We start from the raw sequence: 20,369 nt of genomic DNA, 5'->3' as shown, positions 1-20,369 counted from the left end.
AGTTGGACGCTCAAGGACGCCCGTCCGATAGGCTGGCGCAGGCGACGGGTTCATGTGGACAGGACACAATCAAGCAGCAGCTGTTCGCGCGAGGCCATACAGTCGTTCACATCTATCAAGAGGTAAGAAGACCATGAGCAAAGTGCTCATCGAAACGAGCAAATTCCTGAGCTACGTGCTGCGCCACGAGCCGCAGTCGATCGGATTGTCATTAGACACAGAAGGATGGGCAAGCGTTGACGCGTTGATCGCGGCCGCAGTGCAGCACGGGCGCACGCTCGACCGCCCGTTGATCGAGCAGGTGGTGACCACCAGTGAGAAGAAGCGGTTTGCGCTTTCTGCCGATGGATCGAGTATCCGTGCGGTGCAAGGTCACTCGGCCGACAGCGTCGCGATCAGCTTCGAGGAGAAGGCGCCGCCAGCAGTTCTTTATCACGGCACGGCCACGCGCTTTCTGGAGTCGATCCGTGCGCAGGGCCTGCTGCCTGGGTCGCGGCATCACGTTCACTTGTCGGAGGATGTGCAGACCGCGACCAATGTCGGGCGGCGCTATGGCAAGCCGGTGGTGCTCGCCATCGCGGCCGGCGCCATGCATGACCAAGGGATCAAATTTTTCCAGGCGCAGAACGGCGTGTGGCTCACTACCCACGTTCCACCGTGTTTCTTGAGCTCAGACTCCTGAACTGAGTGCCCCGCGGTATCGCGATGACTCATTGGTCGTCCGCATCCTCTTTTTCTCTTGCCATAAAGCGCTCTGACGTTTCTTTTGCATACGTCAGCCACGCATCGTAGTTAGCAAGGGTGGCACGCGTCTGAGCCGCGCCTACTTCACTCCACGGATTGATCACGACAACGCTCGGTTCGGATGATGAATCTGTGAGGAAGCAAGCGATGAGGTCGTGACCAATTGCCTGTGCGAATGGAAGCACTGGGCGTCCCGCAACCGAACTGGCGTACTTCCCAGTCGCCTCGGGGTCAGGCAAGAACCACCACGGATAAAGACCCGGAATTCCTTCATTTGCCGGAACAGCCTTGAGCATTTCCATGTATTTTTCGGGACAAGGAATGCCAAGAGTGGCTAGCGCCCGCAGCGTGTGCTGTCGTGCAATGGGATCAACTGCTTTCACTTAACGACTCCAAGGTAGTTTCGCATACGGACTCCAAATGCTTCCTGCAGGAGCGCCCGACACCTTTGGTATACCACTCATGCCGAATGGGTACGTCGTGGAGAAGGTCTTGCTTTGCTCGCCAATGCGCAACTCGGCAGCTTGCCCCCACGTCGTTGGGACAACCGGATCTCCGCCTTTGGGGTAAATGGTGAATCGATCGGCTTGGGATGCAGTTAATAGATCGTCCGCGCCTTGAAGCCGCACGCGCATTTCAGCACCCCCACCCACGTTGACGACGGTCACACGAGAGTTGTCGACGCTCGTGTAGCCACCATCACGCATTTTGACCACGTCAACTACAAGTCGATCATCAGCAGGATTTTCTGCAAAGCCGCGCGCCACATCGTCGATGGTGTAGCGGACGTTCCCTAGCTCATCACGCTTTGCATAAGAAACTGATTGTTGCGTTTGTCGAATTTGAGAAGACGGGATCCAAGCCTCGCGCTCCATTGTGGTTAGGGTTGCACGCTCAATCTGACCTGCAGCCCACCCCTCAACTGCATTGCCAGCAGTCCTGGTCAAGCTGTAGAGATCACCCGTTGCAGAGATCGCCGAACCCGCCAATTGGAAGCCCTTGCCGTAAACCATCGGGCTGACAAGTTCACCCCCGATGCCGCCGAGTTGCTGATCTCTGTTGGCGTACGGCAGCACCGTGCCATCCGTCCAACCCGCCGTCGATTGTCTGGCTGCGGCGAGTGATTGCGTCGTGTCCAAGCCCATTTCGGTGGCACCCTGATAGGCAGCTGATTGCCAGAGCAAATCGACCCCGGCCATCACCATTTTCGGCACCCCATTGACCAAGCCCTTTAGCGCGCCGACACCAACTTGCCCGATGTGTGCCATCTGATCGCCGTAGCTCATCTCCGCGCGATTGCTCCCTGGCACCATCTCGGTCATGCCCGTGGGCATGCCGGTCATCGAGTCGTAAACGGGTTGCTCAACCATCGGTCTCCCACGGCGGCTGAGCCAGCTTATATCGTCGTAGGTGCTCGAAACAGATGGCGTTGAGTAACGCCCCTCGTTACCGTAGTTCTCATTGCGATAGGTCGCAGCCTGCGCTGCCCTGACATCCGCGATCGCCTTCAGTCGCGAGTTATCGACATTGAGCGCGTCCTGCCCCAGCACCGAGTTGTCGCCAAGGGCGTTCATGGCACCTGGAATAGCGTAATCCCGCCCAGCGTAGATCGTGCTGTTTGTCATGTTGTTGGCGCGCATGAAGTCGCCAATAGCCTGCGGATTGCTGGTTCCCAGGATTTTTGAGATGCTGTCCTTAGCTTGCGCCGTGTACGTGCTGGACTGCCCCATCTCCGCCACGATCTGCGTGATGCCTCGACCCGGAACCCCGTCTGTGCTGCCTGCCTCGCTTGATGTTCGCAACCCCATCGGGTTGTTGGCGGCCTGGCGTCCGGCCATGCTGTCCGCAAAGGTGTAGCTCGACCCCGAGAAGTTGTCGTTCAGCGCGAGGAAGGCATCCAGATCGTCATTGCGACTGCTCTGCCCGTTGGCGCTCGCCAGGGAGTCCCCCAACGCATTGCCAAAGGCATCAACAGCGACCTGAGTCGCGCTGACGCGCCCCCCGCGCAACGCCGCTGTCGTCAGCCCGCCAGCGAAGCCGGACACCGCCCGGTTGGCGAACTGACCGAACGTGTCTGTGCCGAAGCTGCTGCCGATCGCGCCGCTCACCGCAGCGCTCACACCGCCTCCTACAGCAGACGCCGCCACGCTCCTCCAGCTGAACTTGTCCTGCAGACCCGTGGCAACGGCAATGCCCTGCGTCAACGCGCTGCCGATCGCCGCACGCGCCATCGTGACGCCCATGCCATTGCCCGCCAGGCTTTGCAGCGCCGGCACCGCTCCGTTGGCCACCGCGCCCAGCCCTCCGGAGATTCCGCCACCGATCGCGCCCAAGGCCACCCCCTTCCAACTGAACTGATCCTGCGCGCCGATGGCGATGCCCACGCCTTGGCTGGCGATCGATCCCACGGCTCCGCCAATGGCGCCTGCACCCACAGCGATGCCCGCTCCATAGGTTCCTCCCAAGGCAGCCATGCCTGCACTCATGGTTCCGCCCGCGGCGCCCGTGGCGGCGCCCATCGCCCCTGCCGCCGCCCCAGCGGTCCAGATCGTCACCACCACGGCCACCACCACCATGATGATCTGCCCCACCACCCCGCAACCCCCATCCTGGCTCTGCGGCGTCGCCATCATGGTCGGGTTGGTGCCCTCCATGATCTTGCTCGGGTCGTAGGGCTTGAACGTGGCGCTGTTGTTCGCGTTGGACACATGCGCCGGTATCGTCAGCACCTGCCCCACGCGCATCTCGGCGTTGCCGCCCAGCCCGTTGGCGTCGGCGATCAGGTACCACAGGTTCGCATCGCCATACGCCCCCTTGGCGATGCTCTGCAGCGTGTCGCCCGCGCCCACCGCGTAGGTGCCGGGCGTGCCCGCCGGGTAGTTGCCGTTGATGGGCTGGTAGCCCAGGCTGAAGCTGGCCTTCTGCGTGTAGGGCGTGAACCCCGGCACCGGGAAGCTGACGCCCGCGTAGAGCTGGTCTGGCACCCAGCCGTAGCGCCCCAGCACCTCGCCGTTGACCACCAGCTGCCGCTGGCCCTGCATCGGGCTGGCCGGATCGCCGTAGTAGGCGTACAGCGCCGTGCCGTTCGCGTCGTTGACGAAGAAGTGGTTCTGCGTGACGCTCTGGTTGCCGGGGTCTCCGGTGTGGGTCAGGAAGCCGTTGGCGTCGTAGTTGTAGCCCACCAGGCCCTGGGCGGTCACGGTGCCGGCCGCAGGCCCCGTGGCCGGGCGGGTCTGGCTGAAGCTGGTGAGCTGCCTGTAGCCTTCGGCGCGCTGCAGCGTGTTGGTGGTGCTGACGAAGGTCGGGTTGGCCGGGTCGGCGTTGGCCGTGAGATAGCCCAGCACGTTGCCCGCGTCGTCGTAGGTGTAGCTCACGCCGCTGAAGCTCTGGCCGCTGGGGCTCACAAAGGGCGAGACATGGGCCAGCGTGCTCTGGAAGACGAGCCGGCCGTTGTCGTCGTACTGGCTCTGGCGCACCTGGAGCGGGTCGCTGCCGGTCACGCCCTGGTATTGCGTGTGCAGCGCGGTGTACTGCGCATCCAGGCCGCTCACGCCGCTGGCGAGCACGCGGCTGGCGCCGTCATAGGTGCGCAAGTCCACCACCGTGCCGTCGCGCGTGGTGCTCGTCAGCCGGTTCATGCCGTCGTAGCCGTAGACCTCCTCGGTCTCGCCGCCGGCTTGCGCGGTCCACTGCCCCTCAACCTGCACGATGCGGATGCCTTCGTGCTTGTCGCTGGTGCGCCGGCCGTTGTGGTCATAGGCCAGGCGATGGCCGTCCGGCCCCAGGGTCGAACCGTCGGCGGTGGCCGAATCCACCAGGGTCTGGCGGTTCATGGCGTCGTACTGGAAGTAGCGGTCGCTGTCCGGGGGCAGCATGCTCACGTCGGCATCGTTCACGTGGGTGTGGATGTGCGTACGGTTGCCCACCTTGTCGTACTCGATGGTGAGCACCGCGCGCGCATCGCTCACCCAGCGCATGCGCCCGAGCGCGTCGTAGGCGATGTGGTTGTCCTGGTAGGTGACGTTGCCCTTCACGGTGATCTCGCGCACGCGGCGGCCTGACAGGTCGTAGCGGTAGCTGCTGGTCTGGCCGATGGCAATGTCCTGGATGCGGGTCTGTTGCCCGGCCGCGTCATAGTTGTAGACGCGGTTCTGGCCCCAGCCGTTGCTTTGCGCGACCAGTTGGCGCGCGTTGTCATAGCTGTAGACATAGTTGACCCCGCCGATGTCGCTGTGCCGTCGCAGCTGGCCGAAGTAATCGTACTTCCAGGTGGCCAGCGCGCCGTTGCCATCCATCTCCACGACCTTGCGGTTGAACGCGTCGTAGCCGGCCCGGGTGCTCTGGCCCAGCGGCTGCGTGGTCGCGATCAGGTTGCCGCGCAGGTCGTAGTCGTAGCGGACGGTCTCACCCGCGCCGTTGGTCTGCGAGAGCAGACGACCGGCCTGGTCCCACCGCTGGCTTTGGCTGATGCCCACCGATTCGAAGGTGGTGCGCACCTGCCGGTCGAGCTTGTCGAATACGAAGGCCGTTGCGTTGTGCTCGGCATCGACGGTGCGTACCTTGTTCCCGAACGCGTCGTAGGCGTGAGTGACCACGCCGGTGTCGACGCCGTTGCCATCCGCGTGGAGTTCGCGCACGAGGTTGCCGCCCGCATCCCACTCCTGGCCGTTGACGTTGCCATTGGCATCACGAACCGCCACCTGCCGGCCCATGGCGTCGTAGTAGACCTGGGTGACCGGCGCGTTGGCATTGCCGATGTTGCCGTTGGCATCCAGGCCCGGGTTGCCGTCCGCGTCGGTCTGCACCTGGCGGACCATCTGGTTGTTGGCGTTGTAGCTGTAGTTCGTCACCCATGCGGTCGAACGCGGGTCGTTGATGCTCAGCACGTTGCCCCAACGGTCGATGGTCTGCTTGACCAATGGACGCTGGTAGCCGTCCAGGCCGTTCAGGCCGGGGCTCTGGCCGATGACGCGTCCGCCGAGCAACGGATCCTGGCTGATCGGGTACGGGCCACTGTCCGTTGCGCCCCAGCCGTACTGCGGCGGTGTCGGAGGCGTTCCGGGGGTGCCTGGTGTCCCGGGAACGTAAGGCGGAGTGGTGTCGGTGATGGAAACGCTGCCGGCGCTGTCGAGCGCCAGGTCACCGAGCGCGTGAGCCGTGGCCGCCGCACCAATGCCGGGGAAGAATCCGTAGGAGTATTCGTAGAGGCCCGCAGGCAAGTGCGCGTTGGTGATGTTGACTTCCCAGCCAAGGTCGCTGCGCTGCCGAATCTCAAGGGGCAGGAGGCCGCTGCCACTGCCCTTGATGCGCACACCAAAGCTGCTGATAGAGCCGGGGGGCGGACCGGGCACCCGCACCACAAAGATCGTTTGATAAATGGGTCCGGTCTGCTCGTCATCGCCGATCTTCTCTTGCCGGGATTCGACGTACAGGCCGTCGATGTGAGGCAGGCCCTGAGCAGGCGTGGGCGGCGTACCGGGTGTGCCCGGCGTGCCGTCGACCTTGTTGATCTGGCCGGTGGCGTGGGCATAGGGCCCGGCTTCGCCGGGGTGGGTCCAGAGAATCTCGTACTCATACTGGCCCGCTCCCAGGCCCGAGAGATCAATGGTGCTCCAGTCGCTGCCCGCGGCACGGTTGATGCCCCAGGGTGCGCTCCAGCTGCCGCCCACCGGGCGCACCCGGATCGTCTGCAGATCTCCCGCGCCCGGGCCCTGCCAGTCGAGCGTCTGCGCCGACCCGTTGACGCCGGCCACGCCGAAGGTGGCCAGAGGCCGCGGCGTGATTTCGAAGACGCCCATGGACGTGGTGCGGTCGCTTTGACCCGGCGCATGGGTGATGGCCTGGTATTCGTAGCGCCCCAACGCGAGCCCGGAGAGGTCGCCCCGGGCCGCATCGCCGAACCTCACCGTGCTGAGTTCGCTCCACGCGCCGTTGCTGCCGGCCAGCCGGTATTGCACCTGCACCCAGGCGTTCGGATCGTCCGGGCTCGCCACCTGCAGGCTCTGGCCGGTATAGCCGACCCCGTTTTGCGAGATGAGCGTCTGCCAGTTGGCCTGGAGGTCCTTCTTGGCCACCACGACACGCGAGATGCGGCCGATGCCGCCGTAGCCTTCGCCGGCAGCGGGGTTCCAGCTGAAGCTGGCGCCGCCGCTGCCTTGCGTGGCGTTGAGAATCTGGCTCCTGACCTGTTCGGGCCCCTCGTTGCCCTGCGCATCGACGGGGATGTAGTACAGATCGACGCGCACGTCGCCGCTGCCCAGCCCCCCCAAGGCATTCCAGCCGAGGTTGACGGTGTTGCTGCCGCTCCAGCCTTCGGCCCCGTGAACAGCGCGAGCGGCAATGCCTCCCACCAGCGCATCGGTGCGCACACTGACGCCGCCCTGCACCTCTTGGCGCTCCGGCAAGGCCTGGCTCAGGATGTGGCCGATCAGGTCATAGGTGGTGTCGGTGCGTCGCACGTCCGACAGCTGAGCGACCTGCTGGGCATCGGCAGCGCTGCGCAGGTTGATGTCGCCACGCCCCGAGCCGGCGCTTCGGATGTCGGCGGTCTGGCGGCCCTGCAGGTCGTACAGCGCGATCTTGTCCACGCCGTCGCCGGCGTTGGTGCGCCACAGGCGCCCGGCACGGTCGTAGTCGAAGTATTCGCCGAGCTGGCCGTTGACGCGCTTGGCGGTCAGTTCGCCGAAGGCGTTGTATTCCAGCGCCGTGTCCACTTTCGCGCCAGACACTCCTGCTCCGGCATTGAGCGTGTCCTGCCCGGTGGCTTCGGCCGGGCTGCCTTGCCACAGGGTGACCCAGGCCGCGCCGTTCCACTGCAGTATCCGGATGGCCGTGACGCTGGCGATGGGCTCGTTGTCCGGGGAGACCGTTACGCCATCGGGCCGCAGCACCTCGCCCGGGGTCAAGAAGGTGCGGGAGTAGCTGGCGGCGTGGCCGGGCACCGTGGATGGTTCGGTGTTTTCCGTGCCGGCGACGTCGTAGCTGGGCGTGATGAAGTCGAACTGAACCTGAACCGCACCGCCAGCAGCGTTGACCAGGTTCGCCAGGTGCGACAGCGCGACGCTGCCGTAGGAGGCTATCGGCGGCGCATTGCCGTCGGGCGACGGCACCGGGTTGCCGCCCTCGCCTTCGCCGCTGCCGTACGCGCCGGGCGTCACGACGGCACGGGGCCGGGTGGTGTAGATGCCGTTGGTGGCGGCCGCACCCTGGGTGTAGTCCGTGCTGTCGGTCGACGTGGCGGGATCGTAGATGTGCGTCTGGTGTCCCAAGGCATCGTATTCATACGCCCGGTACAGCGTGCGCACGGTGCCTGCGTTGTCGGTCACGCCCTGCCACTCTTTGGCGATCAGGCCCTGGCTGTTGTAGGAGCTGTAGTGGTTGACGCCCATGGCGTCGGTGCTTTGCACCGTGTGGCCCATTGCGTCGTACTGGGCATAGCTGGTGCGGTCCGTGCGGGCGAGCGTGTCGGCGTCGCTCCAGGCATCCACGGGCTTCCTGTCGGGCAGGTACAGGTGGTCGAAGCCGGTCATGAACGACAGCGATGGCCCCACGTACCGCGTCAGCTGCGCATCGAAGGGCCCTGTTGCACTGCCCCCAAGATAGACGGGTTGCCCTTCGTCCACGACGTACGGGTATTGGGGGTTGCTGGTGAGCGCCTGGACTTCCGCCAGGCTGGTGGTGTAGACGACATCGACGAAGCCCGGCTGCGCGGAGGTCAGGCGGTACAGCCTGACGCTGCCCGGCTGCTCGGCCGTGGCGACATAACCCTGGATGCCTTCGCCGACGTTGTTCGGCATCGCCAGCCAGGACTGGTACTCCGACAGGTTGGTGGTGTAGAGGTGCTTGCCGAAGTAGGTGTTGTTGATCCTGTACAGCGCCGTTCCGCCCTCGAAAGGAGCGCTTGCGATGTAGCCCACCACACCCTCCTTGGCCCAAAGGGGATTCCCCTCGATGAAGGCGACCTCCGGATTGGGCGCCAGTGCGTAGGGCGGCAGCGGACTGGGTGCCAATGGCGCGCCATTGGCATCGGCGCCATTGACGTACTCGGTCTTCATGACCACGTTGCCGTAGGCATCGCGGCGGAACACGGTCAACGGCGTGATGGCCGCGCCGGTCACGGTGCTGGTGCGCGTGGGCTCCGCCACGGCGGTGACGCGGCCCAGCGCGTCGTAGTAGCTGTAGGTGGAGGCGCCCGCGGCGTCCGTGGTGCGCGTGAGGTTGCCCACCGCGTCGTAGCCGTAGCTGGTGGTGAGGTCGCCGCGCGTGCTGGTGCCGTTGGACGCGATGCTGTACTCGACGTTCTTGCGCGTCTCGCTGGTCTTGCGGTTGTTGCGGTCGTAGGCGCTGTCCACGCGGCGGTCGTTGTTGGCGTCCGCCGAGTGCGCCGGCGGCGTGCCGCCTGCGTTGACGGTACCGGTCCAGCCCGCAAGGCTGCTCGTACCGGCCCAGCTCACCGCCTTCGCATATTCGATGCGCATGGTGGTGTTGCCTGCGGCATCGAACGCCTGGGTTGTGAGATAGCCCATCGCATCGACGTTGGCCACCTGCTGGCCGCGGCGGTCGTAGAAGTTGGTGCTCAGGGTCCAGGTGCCCGCGCTCTTGAGCTGCGCCACCTGCGTGAGTTCGCCGAAGGTGTTGTAGGTGTTGCGGGTGGTCTTGCCCGCGAAGGTATCTTGTGCGGTGTTGCTGCCGCCCTCGTGAACATAGACCGCGGCCTCGCGCACCTCGATGCCCCGGCCCAGGCGGTCGTAGGTGGTCGACAAGGTGCGGTCGGCATCGTGAACCAGCGCATCGACCGTGGCCTGGACCTGTGCGCGGCCCAGGCTCTCCGGATGCCCCGCCGCCAGGCCCGTAGCGACGGCGTAGCGGGTGAGCACGGTCGCATCGCCGAACGTGTTGCGGGTGTAACCCGTCACGAAGCCCAGCGCATCGACCTCATGGGCCACACGGCCGACGAGATCGTAGGTCTTGTAGCTGTAGTTGCCGCCGATGTCGCGGTTGGCCACCGCGTTGCCCAGCGCGTCGTAGGTGGTCTCGGTGTAGAGGGTCTGGATGGTGTCGTGGCGGCTGTCCAGGCCGTCGACAACGAAGGCGTCGCCCGAGGGGTTGTACACGCCCACGGGCGGATAGATGACCTTGACCTGTCGGCCGACCCGGTCGTACTCGTAGCTGGTGGTGCGCTGCTCGGGCCGTCCCGCCCCTTCCGTGCGGCTGCGCAGGTTGCCGAAGCTGTCGTAGACCAGCACGGTGATGACATTGCCGACCCCGCTCGAGCCGGCATCGACCTGCAGCCGGCCATCGCCGCCAGCCGTGACGGCAGTGAGCTCGACCTGCGGGGAGATCTCCAGCAGCATGCGGCCGCTGCGGTCGTACTCGTACTGCCACACCGAACCCTTGGCATTGGTGTAGCCGGTCTTGTTGTCCAGCGCGTCGTAGGTCCACGACTCGGTGAAGCCCATCGGGTCGACGCTGGAGAGCACGCGGCCGACGGCATCGTACTGAAAGCTCTTGCTGCGGTCTTCGGCGCTGGTGACGACAGCCGCGGCGATTGCGGCGGCGGTGCTGGCGGTGCCGGCGGGGATGGACAGCGCATATTGCAAGGTGCCACGCACCTGCCCGAGGCCGTCGTAGTCGGTCTTGCTGACGAAGCCCAGGGGATCGACGCTGTAGATTTCTTGTCCGCCGGCATTGAAGACGTGGGAGGACACACGGTCGTTGGCGGTGTCGACTGCCGTGCGGGCGCGAATATCGCTCACGCTGGCGGTGGTGCTCAGCCCGGCCACATTGATGGCTTGGGCAAAGCCGCGGCTCTGAACGACCTGCCCAAGGCCGTCGTAGATGGATTCGGTGACGGCACCCTGGGCGTTGACAGCGAAGACCTGGCGGTTGGACTGGTCGTAGGCGAAGCGCTGGATGCGGTCGGCACCCGCATTGAGCGAAACGACCCCCTGCAAGGCCGTATCGGTGTAGGTCGTGGCTGTGGTGGGCGCAGCGATGGGGTTGGCGTAACCGATCTGCTGGGTGACGTTGCCGAAGGCGTCGTAGATCGTTCTTGTGACGCCACCCAGGGCATCGACTGTGAAGGTGCGGCGGCCTGCGCCGTCGTGGGCGAACACGGAGACGCGGTCAGCGCCGGCGTCGAGCTGAACAGCCGTGAGCAATGCGCTTTCGCTCAGATGCGGCAGGTCGTAGCCGTTCGCGGCACCGCTGAAGCCCAGAACATCGATGGGCCTTGCATATTGGACAGTGCGCACAATGCGGCCGGTGCCGTCATAGGTATTGCGTGTCACGGCGCCCACGCCGTCGACGCGCCAAGTCAACCGGCCCGCGGCGTCATAGGCCATGTACTGCGACTGATCGATGTCCGGCGCAACCGTGAGATTGCCGAAGACGGCGTCGATGTCGTTGGGCACGTAGCTGAACAGCGGCCACGCATGCGCGGTCTGGCGCACCAGGCGTCCCACGCCGTCGTAGTCGTAGGAGGTGACCTGGCGCATCTCGCCCACGCCGGAAGCCAAGTCCGACGTGTTGGTGTAGCGCAGCTCGTACCGCAGCCGGTTGGCACCGTCATAGAGGTAGTCGGTGGCGCGGTCTTCGTCGCTGGCGACCACGCTGTCCGGCGCGCTCGCGTAGGCGATGGTGTTGACGTACTGGCGCCGGCTGGTGACATTGCCGTTGCCGTCGTATTCGGTGTGCTGCACCGCCCCGGTACCATCGGCACGCCAGCTCTGGCGATTGGCGGCGTCGTAGACGTTGCGCACGCGCGCATCGTGCGCGTCGTCGGCGACCGGCGCGGGCGCGCTGCGGCCATCCCAGGCGGCCAGCGCGGCAGCATCCAGCAGGGTGGCGTAGGCACGGGTTTCGAGGATGTTGCCGTTGGCATCGTAGGTGGTGCGGCTGACATTGCCCAGCGCGTCGACGCTCCAGCTCGCGCGGTTGGCGTTGTCGTAGACGGTGCGCACGCGCGTGTCCCGCGCGGGGTCGGCGGTGACGACAGGTGCGCCGGCGCCGTCCCAGGCGTTGAAGGCGGCGCTGCCCATGGCGTTGGCGTAGGCGAGGGCCTCGATGACGTTGCCATTGGCATCGCGGGTGTACTGCGTCACGCCGCCGGCGCCGTCGACGCGCCAGTTGGCGCGGTTCAGGCTGTCGTAGACGGTGCGCACGCGTTCGTCGCGCGCGGCATCGGCGACCACCGGCGGGTTGCTGGCCAGGTTCCAGCCCGCGAGGCTGATGCGGTTGGCGTAGGCCCGCGTCTCGATGACGTTGTTGGCGCCGTCGTAGATGTACTGGACCACGGCGCCGGTGCCGTCGACGCTGAAGGCGAGACGCCCGTCGCGATCGTAGCGGCGGCTCTCGGTGACGTCGGAGCCGGCGGTGACCACCACCTTCGCCTGGATCTGGGCGACGGTGGGGGCGTTGCCCAGGCCAGTGGTGTCGATGGGCGCCGCATACGAAGTCAGGCGGATCACCCGGCCTTCGGCGTCGTATTCCTGCCTGGAGAGATTGCCCAGTGCGTCGAGCGTGAAGACCCGGCGGTTGTTGGCGTCGTAGGCGTAGCGCGTGGCATTGCCGTTGGCGTCGATGGAGCGCGTGAGGTTGTCGGCCGCGTCGTATTCGTAGCTGCGCGTGAGGTTCAGGCCTTCGGGGTCGACCTGCTCCTTCACGCGGCGGCCGGCGCCGTCGTAGGTGTATTGGGTGACGCTGCCGTTGGGCGTGGTCACGCGCAGCACCTGGCCGGTGGTGTCGTAGGCGTAGGTGGTGACGAGGTTCAGGCCCGTGGGGTCCACGACCTGGCGCACGAGCTGGCCGTTGAGGTCGTACTCAGTGGCGGTAACCACCCCGCGCGGATCGGTGACGCTGACCGTCTGGCCCTTGGCGTCGTAGCCGTAGGCCGTGACGAGGTTCAGGCCCGTGGGGTCGACCGCGCGGGTGAGCAGGCGGTTGGCGGCGTCGTAGGCGTAGCTGGTGACGACGCCGTTGGCATCGGTGCTGGTGAGGACCAGGCCCGTCTTGTCGTAGGCGCTGCCGGTGGTCACCGTGGCTGCACCCAGCGGCACGCTGGTCTGCAGCAGGTTGCCGCTCTTGTCGTAGCTGTAGCTGGTGGTGTTGCCGCGCCCATCCGTCACGCTCTGGGTCTGGCCCTGGCGGGTGCGCACGGTGGTCATGGTCACGCCTTCGGGCGTGGTGACGGTGGTGCTGCGGTTGGCGGTGTTATAGCTGTAGCTGGTGGTGTTGAACAACGCGTCGCGCTGGGTGAGCACGCGGTCGAAGGCGTCGTAGCTGGTGGTATGGGAGCCGTTGAGCGCGTCGATGGTGGTGACAACGCGGCCGAGACGGTCGTAGGCCACCTGGCTGCGGTTGTTGTTGCCGTCGAAGCTTTCGATGACGCGGCCGAAGGCGTCGTAGGTCTGGCGCCGGGTGATGGCGAGGGTGGCCGCATCGCCCACGCTCCGGGTCTGCAGGCCGCGGCGGTCGTAGCTGACGGTGTCGGTGACGACGTAGCCGCTCTTGAGCGCGTAGCTGCTGGCGGTGGCCTCGCGGAAGGCGTTGTAGGAATAGCTGGTGGTACTGCCGAGGGCGTCGGTGGTCCTGGCCCGGGTGCCGGTGGCGTTGTAGCTGTGCAGGACGTGGGTGTCCTTGGTGGCATCGGCCACGGCGGCGAGCTGGCTGGCCAGGGTGGCGGTGTTCAAGCCACCGGGCGTGGTGGCTCCGAGGGTGGCGACATCGACGCGGGTGCCGTAGACGACCTCTTCGGCCAATTGGCCCTGGGCGCTGTAGCGGCTCTCGGTGACTTCGCCCACGGCGTTGACGGTGTAGCGCAGGCGCCCGATGGGGTCGTAGAAGAAGAGCGTGCGATGGCCGTTGGCGTCGGTGGTGCTGGTGCGCCGGCCGGCGGCGTCGTAGGCATGGGTGAGGCCGTTGGCGGCCCACAGAGCAAACGGATCGGTCAGTGCGACGACGTCGCTGCCGCGGCCGTCCAGCTGGCCGATGAGGCGGCCCTGGAGGTCGTAGAGCGCGCGGCTGGTGCGCTCGTCCGCCGTGCCCACGGCAGTGGTGGTCTGCACGAGCTGGCCGATGCTGTCGTAGGCGAACCGGGTGACGGTGCCTTCGGGATTGGTACGGGTGAGCAGCTGGTTGGCGGCGCTCCAGGTCTGGGTAACAGTCTGGTCCTGGGCGGCATCTGCGGACGGGCGGATGCTGTCCAGCGTGGACGCGGCGTTGACGGCGCCCGCCGGGTTGGCATAGCGCTTGGTCCCAGTGACGTTGCCGCGCAAGTCGTAGATGGTTTCGGTGAGGTAGCCTTCGCCGTCGACCTGCCCGACCAGTCGGCCTTGGGCATCGTAGAAGTTGTATGCGTTGATGTCGGCGCTGCTGCTGGTGTTGGGGCGCAGGCCGCTCAGGTTGTAGCTGGCGCGCGCGATCGCGATGGCGGCGATGCGCGCGGACACGCTGGCGAAGTCGGCTGCGCGGTTGGCGTAGCGGATGGTCTGCACCAGTTCACCGGCGGCGTCGTACTTGTATTCGGTGAGGTAGCCCTCGGCGTCCAGGGTGCCCTGCAAGCGCCCGTCGCGGTTGTACAGCTCGGTGACTGTGCGGTCTTGCTGGATGTCCAGCGCCGCATAGATGGTGGTGACGGGCGTGCCCTGGACGACCTGGGTGAAGCTCACCTCGCCGTCGAGATTGTGCACATCGCCGGCATAGGCGGCCGTGAAGGTATGCGTACCCGGTGGCAAGAACACGCCGGACAGAGTGGCCACGCCATTGGCGACCCGGGCGGTACCGAGCAGGCGGATGCCATCGTAGAAGCTGACCAGGCCGCCTGGGGCAACGCCGTTGACCTGCACGGACAGGGTGCCGTCCTTGGCGACCGAGGCGGCCGTGAGGTTGGTCAAGGTGGCGGGGGCCCTGGCTATCGTGACATTGGCCGTGGTTTGCGAGGTGGCGTTGTTGGCATCGCCGGAATAGACGGCCTGGATGAAGTGCGATCCCACCTCGAGGTTGCTCATGCTCAGGGTGGCCTTGCCGTTGACCAGGGCGACCGTACCCAGCAGCGTGGCGCCGTCGTAGAAGCTGACCGTGCCGCCTTCGGGGTTGCCTTGGCCGGAAGGGGTTGCAGTGAGGATGAGGGGAGCGCCATAGACAGGTGCGGCGGGGCTGGTCGTCAAGCCAACGAAACTCTCCACGGGAGCAGCCACGATCTGCTGGGACAGCGCTCGGTAAGAGGCGACGCTGACGGCCTGGTAGCTGGCATCGCCCGCGTAGCTGGCCGTGATGCTGGCCGTGCCCAACGGCAGGCTGCTTAGCGTCAGCGTGGCTACGCCGTTGATCACATCGGCAGTCCCGATTGCCGTGCCGTTGCTATAGAACGTGACCGGGCCGGTGACGGGAGGACCGTTGAACGCTCCGTCGTAATAGACATCCATCGGCGAGACCGCGATCTTGGCCGTTAAGGTCAGCGGCGAGCCAGCCGTAGCCTGGGACCTTGACGAAGTGACCTCAATAGCGGGCGGAGCCTTCTCGATGACGATCTGCAGCGTCTGGCTCACTCCGGCAGGACTGCTTGCATCGCCCGAGTACACCGCCGTGAGATTGTGCGTCCCCAAAGACAGCGGCGGAATCTGGAAAGAGCTGCCGCTGCCGACACCAAGCAGCGTTTGCCCCTCGAAGATGCTGAAGGTGCCTCCGCTGCTGCCGGAGCTGGGATACAAACTGACATACAAACCAACCGGTACGCCGAGGACTGGCCTCGGCGTGAAGCCTTGGGACAAAGTCACCGAATCGGCCACCACCGTCGGCCCAGGCACTGTCGTGGACCCCGCAGCCACCTGGACCGAAGGCCCCGCAGCCATGACGCTGCCCTGATTGTTGGCGTCACCGCCATAGCTCGCCTGCAGCACGCTGGCGCCCAGCGGCAGGTAGTTGGTCACAAGCGTCGCTACACCATTGACCACCGAAGCCCTGCCCAGGAATGTCGCGCCCGCGAAGAAGGTCACCAGACCACTGGGAGAAGCCCCGGCCACCTGTGCCGTCAGCGTCACAGGTTGGCCCTGGGTCACGCTAGTTGCTGAGACCGTCAGCGTCGTCTCCGACGAAGCCTTGACAACAGAAATGCCAAGAAGATCGGCCGCACTTGTGGTGTTGTCCGCACCGCCGCTATATACGGCGCGTAGCGCGGGTCTGCCTACAGGAAGATGGTCGACGCTGAGACTGGCTTGGCCGTTGACCAATACAACGGTCCCCAGCAACTCCAAGCCGTTGTAGAAACTGACAGTGCCAGCGGGTGCAATGAACGATCCCGCGCCTGCAGTGACTGCCGCGGTCAAAATCAGGGGCGAGCCATAGCTCCCGGTCGCCTGGGAAATCGTCAGCGTTGTGGTGGTGGAGACTGCTTGTGTCGAGGCCACGACCTGCTGATACAGACTCCGCTCGGTGGTGGCGGTTTTGAAGTTCGCATCGCCCGCGTAGCTGGCCGTGATGCTGGCCGTGCCCAACGGCAGGCTGCTTAGCGTCAGTGTGGCTACGCCATTGATCACATCGGCAGTCCCGATCGCCGTGCCGTTGCTATAGAACGTGACCGGGCCGGTGACGGGAGGACCGTTGAACGCTCCGTCGTAATAGACATCCATCGGCGAGACCGCGATCTTGGCCGTTAAGGTCAGCGGCGAGCCAGCCGTAGCCTGGGACCTTGACGAAGTGACCTCAATAGCGGGCGGAGCCTTCTCGATGACGATCTGCAGCGTCTGGCTCACTCCGGCAGGACTGCTTGCATCGCCCGAGTACACCGCCGTGAGATTGTGCGTCCCCAGAGACAACGGTGGAATCGTGAAGTAGTAATCACTCCCGACACCCACCAGCGTTTGTCCTTCGAAGATGCTAAAAGTGCCCCCGCTACCAGTGGATGCGGTTGCCCCGATTTGAACTGGTATACCGATGATCGGTCTTCTAAAGCCTTGATACAGCGTTACCGAATCGGCCACCACCGTCGGCCCAGGCACTGTCGTGGTCCCCGCAGCCACCTGGACCGAAGGCCCCGCAGCCATGACGCTGCCCTGATTGTTGGCGTCACCGCCATAGCTCGCCTGCAGCACGCTGGCGCCCAGCGGCAGGTAGTTGGTCACAAGCGTCGCTACACCATTGACCACCGAAGCCCTGCCCAGGAATGTCGCGCCCGCGAAGAAGGTCACCAGACCACTGGGAGAAGCCCCGGCCACCTGTGCCGTCAGCGTCACAGGTTGGCCCTGGGTCACGCTTGTTGCCGAGACAGTCAGCGTCGTCTGCGAAGGAGAAGGCACCACTGCGCCGGCTTGGCCCAATGTATTGCTGGTGGCATTGATCGCGTCGCCGCTGTACACCGCCTTGAAGGCCGCGGCACTCGCCGGACCTGCGATCTGAATCGATGCAACACCATTGACTAACGCCGCGGTGCCCACCACCGTGGCGCCGTTGTAGAAGGTCACCGTGCCGCTTGGCGAGAACGGAAAAAGGGATGCCGTGCCCACGGATGCGCTCAGATTCAATGCCGAATCGCTACCCGATACAACAAGCACCGTCTTGGTGGGGTTTGGACTGATCGTGAGGCTTTGCGGGCTGGAAGTTGCCGCCGCATGCATGGCATCCCCCACATATTCCGCCCGGATGCTCAGATTGCCCACCGGCAGGCTGTCGATCTCGAGCATCGCCAGCCCGCCGATGACTGTTGCGGTCCCGATGAATACCGTTCCGTTGTAGAACTTCACCTCGCCGGCGGCTGGTGCAAGTCCGGGCGGCTGCACGGTAGTCAGCGTGACCGACAGCGTCACCGCTTCTCCGTAGCTCGGGTGAATGCCGAAAGCCCCGCCGTATGCGTCGAATCTGCTGGAAAAACTCAGCGTAGCGCCGGTGGTCGCCCCCGAGATCGTCTTTAGGGCGATTGGCGAGACGCTCGCAGGCCGCTGTACATCGCCGGAGTAGGCGGCACGGACGCTGTTAACCCCCACCGGCAGCTCGTTCGTCACGAGCGTGGCCACGCCATTGACCACCATGGCGCTGCCGATGACGGTCTCGCCGTTGAAGAAAGTCACCATGCCCCCGGGGTTGGTCCCTTCGATGGTGGCCGTCAAGGTCACCGCCGAGCCCAGCGGGGCCGGTGCCGCATCCACGTTGAGCGTGATCCCCCCCACAGTGGCCGCATCCACCAGGATCTGCACATTGGCCCCATTGCCCAGCAGCGTCACATCGATCGGATTGGCCAGCTGCGTCACTGTCAGGATGCGTGACGCGCCGTCATAGGTCGTCTGCGTCACATAGCCCAGCGCATCCACCTGCCAGGCGAGGCGGTTGGCCGTGTCGTAGAAGCGCCAGACCTTCTGGTCCTGCGCCGTGGCGGCCGGCCGCAGCGCATTCAGGCTGGTGGTCGTGTTCGTCGCACTCCACGCCGTGGTCGGTTTGCCCGCACCGTCGACCAGATTGGCTGTGCCGATGCGGCTCGTGTACGCGATCGTCTCGCGCAGCTGCCCATTGGCGTTGTACACATACTCGATCACCGCGCCCGTGGCGTCGATCTCGGCGATCTTGCGGTCCACCTCGTCGTACAGCATCCACTTGCGCACGCCCGTCGGGTCCTGCGTCATGAGCAGGTTGCCATCCTTGTCGTAGGCATAGCTGGTGGTGCCCAGCACGCCTGTTCCCGCGCTCTGCTGGGTCACGCTGACGAGGCGCCCGGCCTTGTCATAGGCCGACACGGTGACCAGCCCGTTGGCCATGGTGACGCTGGTCTTGCCGCCCGCATCATCGTAGCTGGTGACGGTGGTGTTGGGCGTGGCGCCGCCGTCGAGCGACGGCGCACTGACGGCAAGCAGCCGGCCCAGGCCGTCGTAGGTATAGGTGGTGACGGCCGTGGCGCCACCGGTTGTGGCCGCAGGCTCGATCTTCTGCAGCAGCAACCCGCGCGGGTCGTAGATGTACTGAGTGGTGGCGGCGGTGCCGGCCACGCCGCTGCCGTTGGCTGCCGTCGAGGCATAGGTCGTGCTGCTGCTGAGCTGGCCGCGGGCGTCGTAGACCAGTTCGGTGAGCTCGGTGCGGGTGAGGTCCTGGGCGGCGGCCCAGCTGCTCAGCTGTGCCTCGGTCGGCACCTCGGTCAAGGCCAGGGCGGCCGTGTTGTACGCAGCACCGGCGTATGCGATGGCGCTGGTGCGCTGGCCGTAGGCGTCGTAGCGGTATTCGGTGACGTTACCCTGCGGGGTGATGGCAAAGCGCAGCCGGTTGGCACTGCCGGCGGCATAGACGTAGCGCGTGGTCTCGGGCAGCGCGGCATCCTTGTTGAACGCGCCGCGGTCGACCACGGCGGCATCGGCATAGATCGTGTCGGTGAGCAGCTGGTTGGCACTGTTGTAGGTGCGCACGCGGGTGTCGCCGGCCGAATCGACCTCCCGGATCAGGTTGCCGTGGTCGTCGTACTGCAGCGCGACCTTGTGGCCTTCGCCATCGGTGACGAGGGTGACGTTGCCGGCGGCATCGTAGGCGTAGCTGACCTGGCTCAGACCGGCGACGTTGGCCGCGGTGACGCCGCTGCGCACCTGGAGCAGCTGGCCCTGGGCGTCGTACAGATAGACCGACTGGGCACCCAGCGGGTCGGTGACGGTGGTGGTCTTCTGGGCGGTGTCGTAGCTGAAGCTGGTGGTTGCGCCAAGAGCGTCGGTGACGGTGGCGACCTTGTAGCTGCCGCCGGCCTGGACGTAGGTGAAGCTCAGCTGGGTGCCATCGCTCTGGGTGACGCTGGCCACGCGCTTGCTGGCGCCGTCATAGGTATAGGTGGTGACGTAGACGTTGTTGTCCGACACGGCGTTGTCGCCGGGCGAGAGGTCGACAGTGACCTTGGACAGGCGGTTGCTGGCGTCGTAGGCGTAGCGGACGGTGGTGGCGGTGACGCCGCCGGAGACGGTGCGGATCTGGGTGAGGTTGGTGCCGCTGTAGTCGTAGTGGCTGACGTCGCCGTTGGCATCGGTGACGGACTGCACGGTGCCGTTGGCGTTGTAGGCGTAGCTGACGGTGTTGCCGTCGGTGTCGGTGGCGGAGACCAGGCGGCCGGCGCCGTTCGATTGGTAGCGTTCGATGCGGCCGGTGTCGCCATCGGTCCAGATGAGCTGGGAGGCGCCGCTGTCGTAGGCGATGGTGTCGAAGGCGCCGGCGCCGGTGGGGCTGACGTAGCGGCTCTGGGCGGCGTCCCAGGTATAGACAGCCTGGGCGCCGTCGCGGTCGGTGCGCGTCAGGGTGCTGCCCGCAGCGCCCAGGGTGCCGGAGGTCAGCACGACCTTCTGGCCGAAGGCACCGACGTTCCAGTTGTCGCCGTTGTCGTCGCTGAGCAGGCCCTGGCTGTTGTAGGTGCGCACGGCCTGGACGTCGAGCCCCCGGCCCATGAGCACGTCGTCGCGGCCTTGCAGCACGAGGTTGCCGTTGGCGATGTTGACGAAGGACTGCTCGCCGCTGCGGCCTTGGCCGGCTGTTCCCAACTGGCCTCGCTGGCCCAGAGTGCTCAACGAGCTCAGGCTCAGACCCAGACTATTTCCGCTGACGATTGCAACCATTGACGGCCTCACCCATTGTTCCTGGAACCGCCGATCGGCAGCCGTGACAGGTGACGCTCCTGC

3 protein-coding genes are annotated in these 20,369 nt (G+C 65.7%); 1 reads left to right on the top strand and 2 read right to left on the bottom strand.

The annotated features are described in order from the left end of the window. The first annotated feature begins 133 nt into the window (after nt 1-133). Entirely contained in the window at nt 134-682 is a 549-nt protein-coding gene (locus FB547_RS17475; RefSeq protein WP_145744339.1) for an RNA 2'-phosphotransferase, read from the top strand. Between the two features lie 28 nt (nt 683-710). Here the strand turns inward: FB547_RS17475 and FB547_RS17470 are convergent, their stop codons facing one another. Beyond that, on the bottom strand, nt 711-1,127 hold the full coding sequence (locus tag FB547_RS17470) for a hypothetical protein (protein WP_145744337.1): 417 nt from the start codon (nt 1,125-1,127) through the stop codon (nt 711-713). After that, nucleotides 1,128-20,306, bottom strand: a complete 19,179-nt coding sequence (locus FB547_RS17465; protein ID WP_145744335.1) for an Ig-like domain repeat protein — start codon at nt 20,304-20,306, stop codon at nt 1,128-1,130. Between the last annotated feature and the right edge of the window lie 63 nt (nt 20,307-20,369).

It is taken from the genome of Variovorax beijingensis (assembly GCF_007828835.1).
Taxonomy (GTDB): Bacteria; Pseudomonadota; Gammaproteobacteria; order Burkholderiales; family Burkholderiaceae_C; genus Variovorax; species Variovorax beijingensis_A.
Note: the sequence above shows the minus strand (reverse complement) of the source record. Positions and strands in the feature narration are given on the sequence as shown.

Coding starts and splice junctions, on each gene's coding strand:
- FB547_RS17475 (WP_145744339.1), top strand. CDS start 134: ATGAGCAAAGTGCTCATCGAAACGAGCAAATTCCTGAGCTACGTGCTG.
- FB547_RS17465 (WP_145744335.1), bottom strand. CDS start 20,306: ATGGTTGCAATCGTCAGCGGAAATAGTCTGGGTCTGAGCCTGAGCTCG.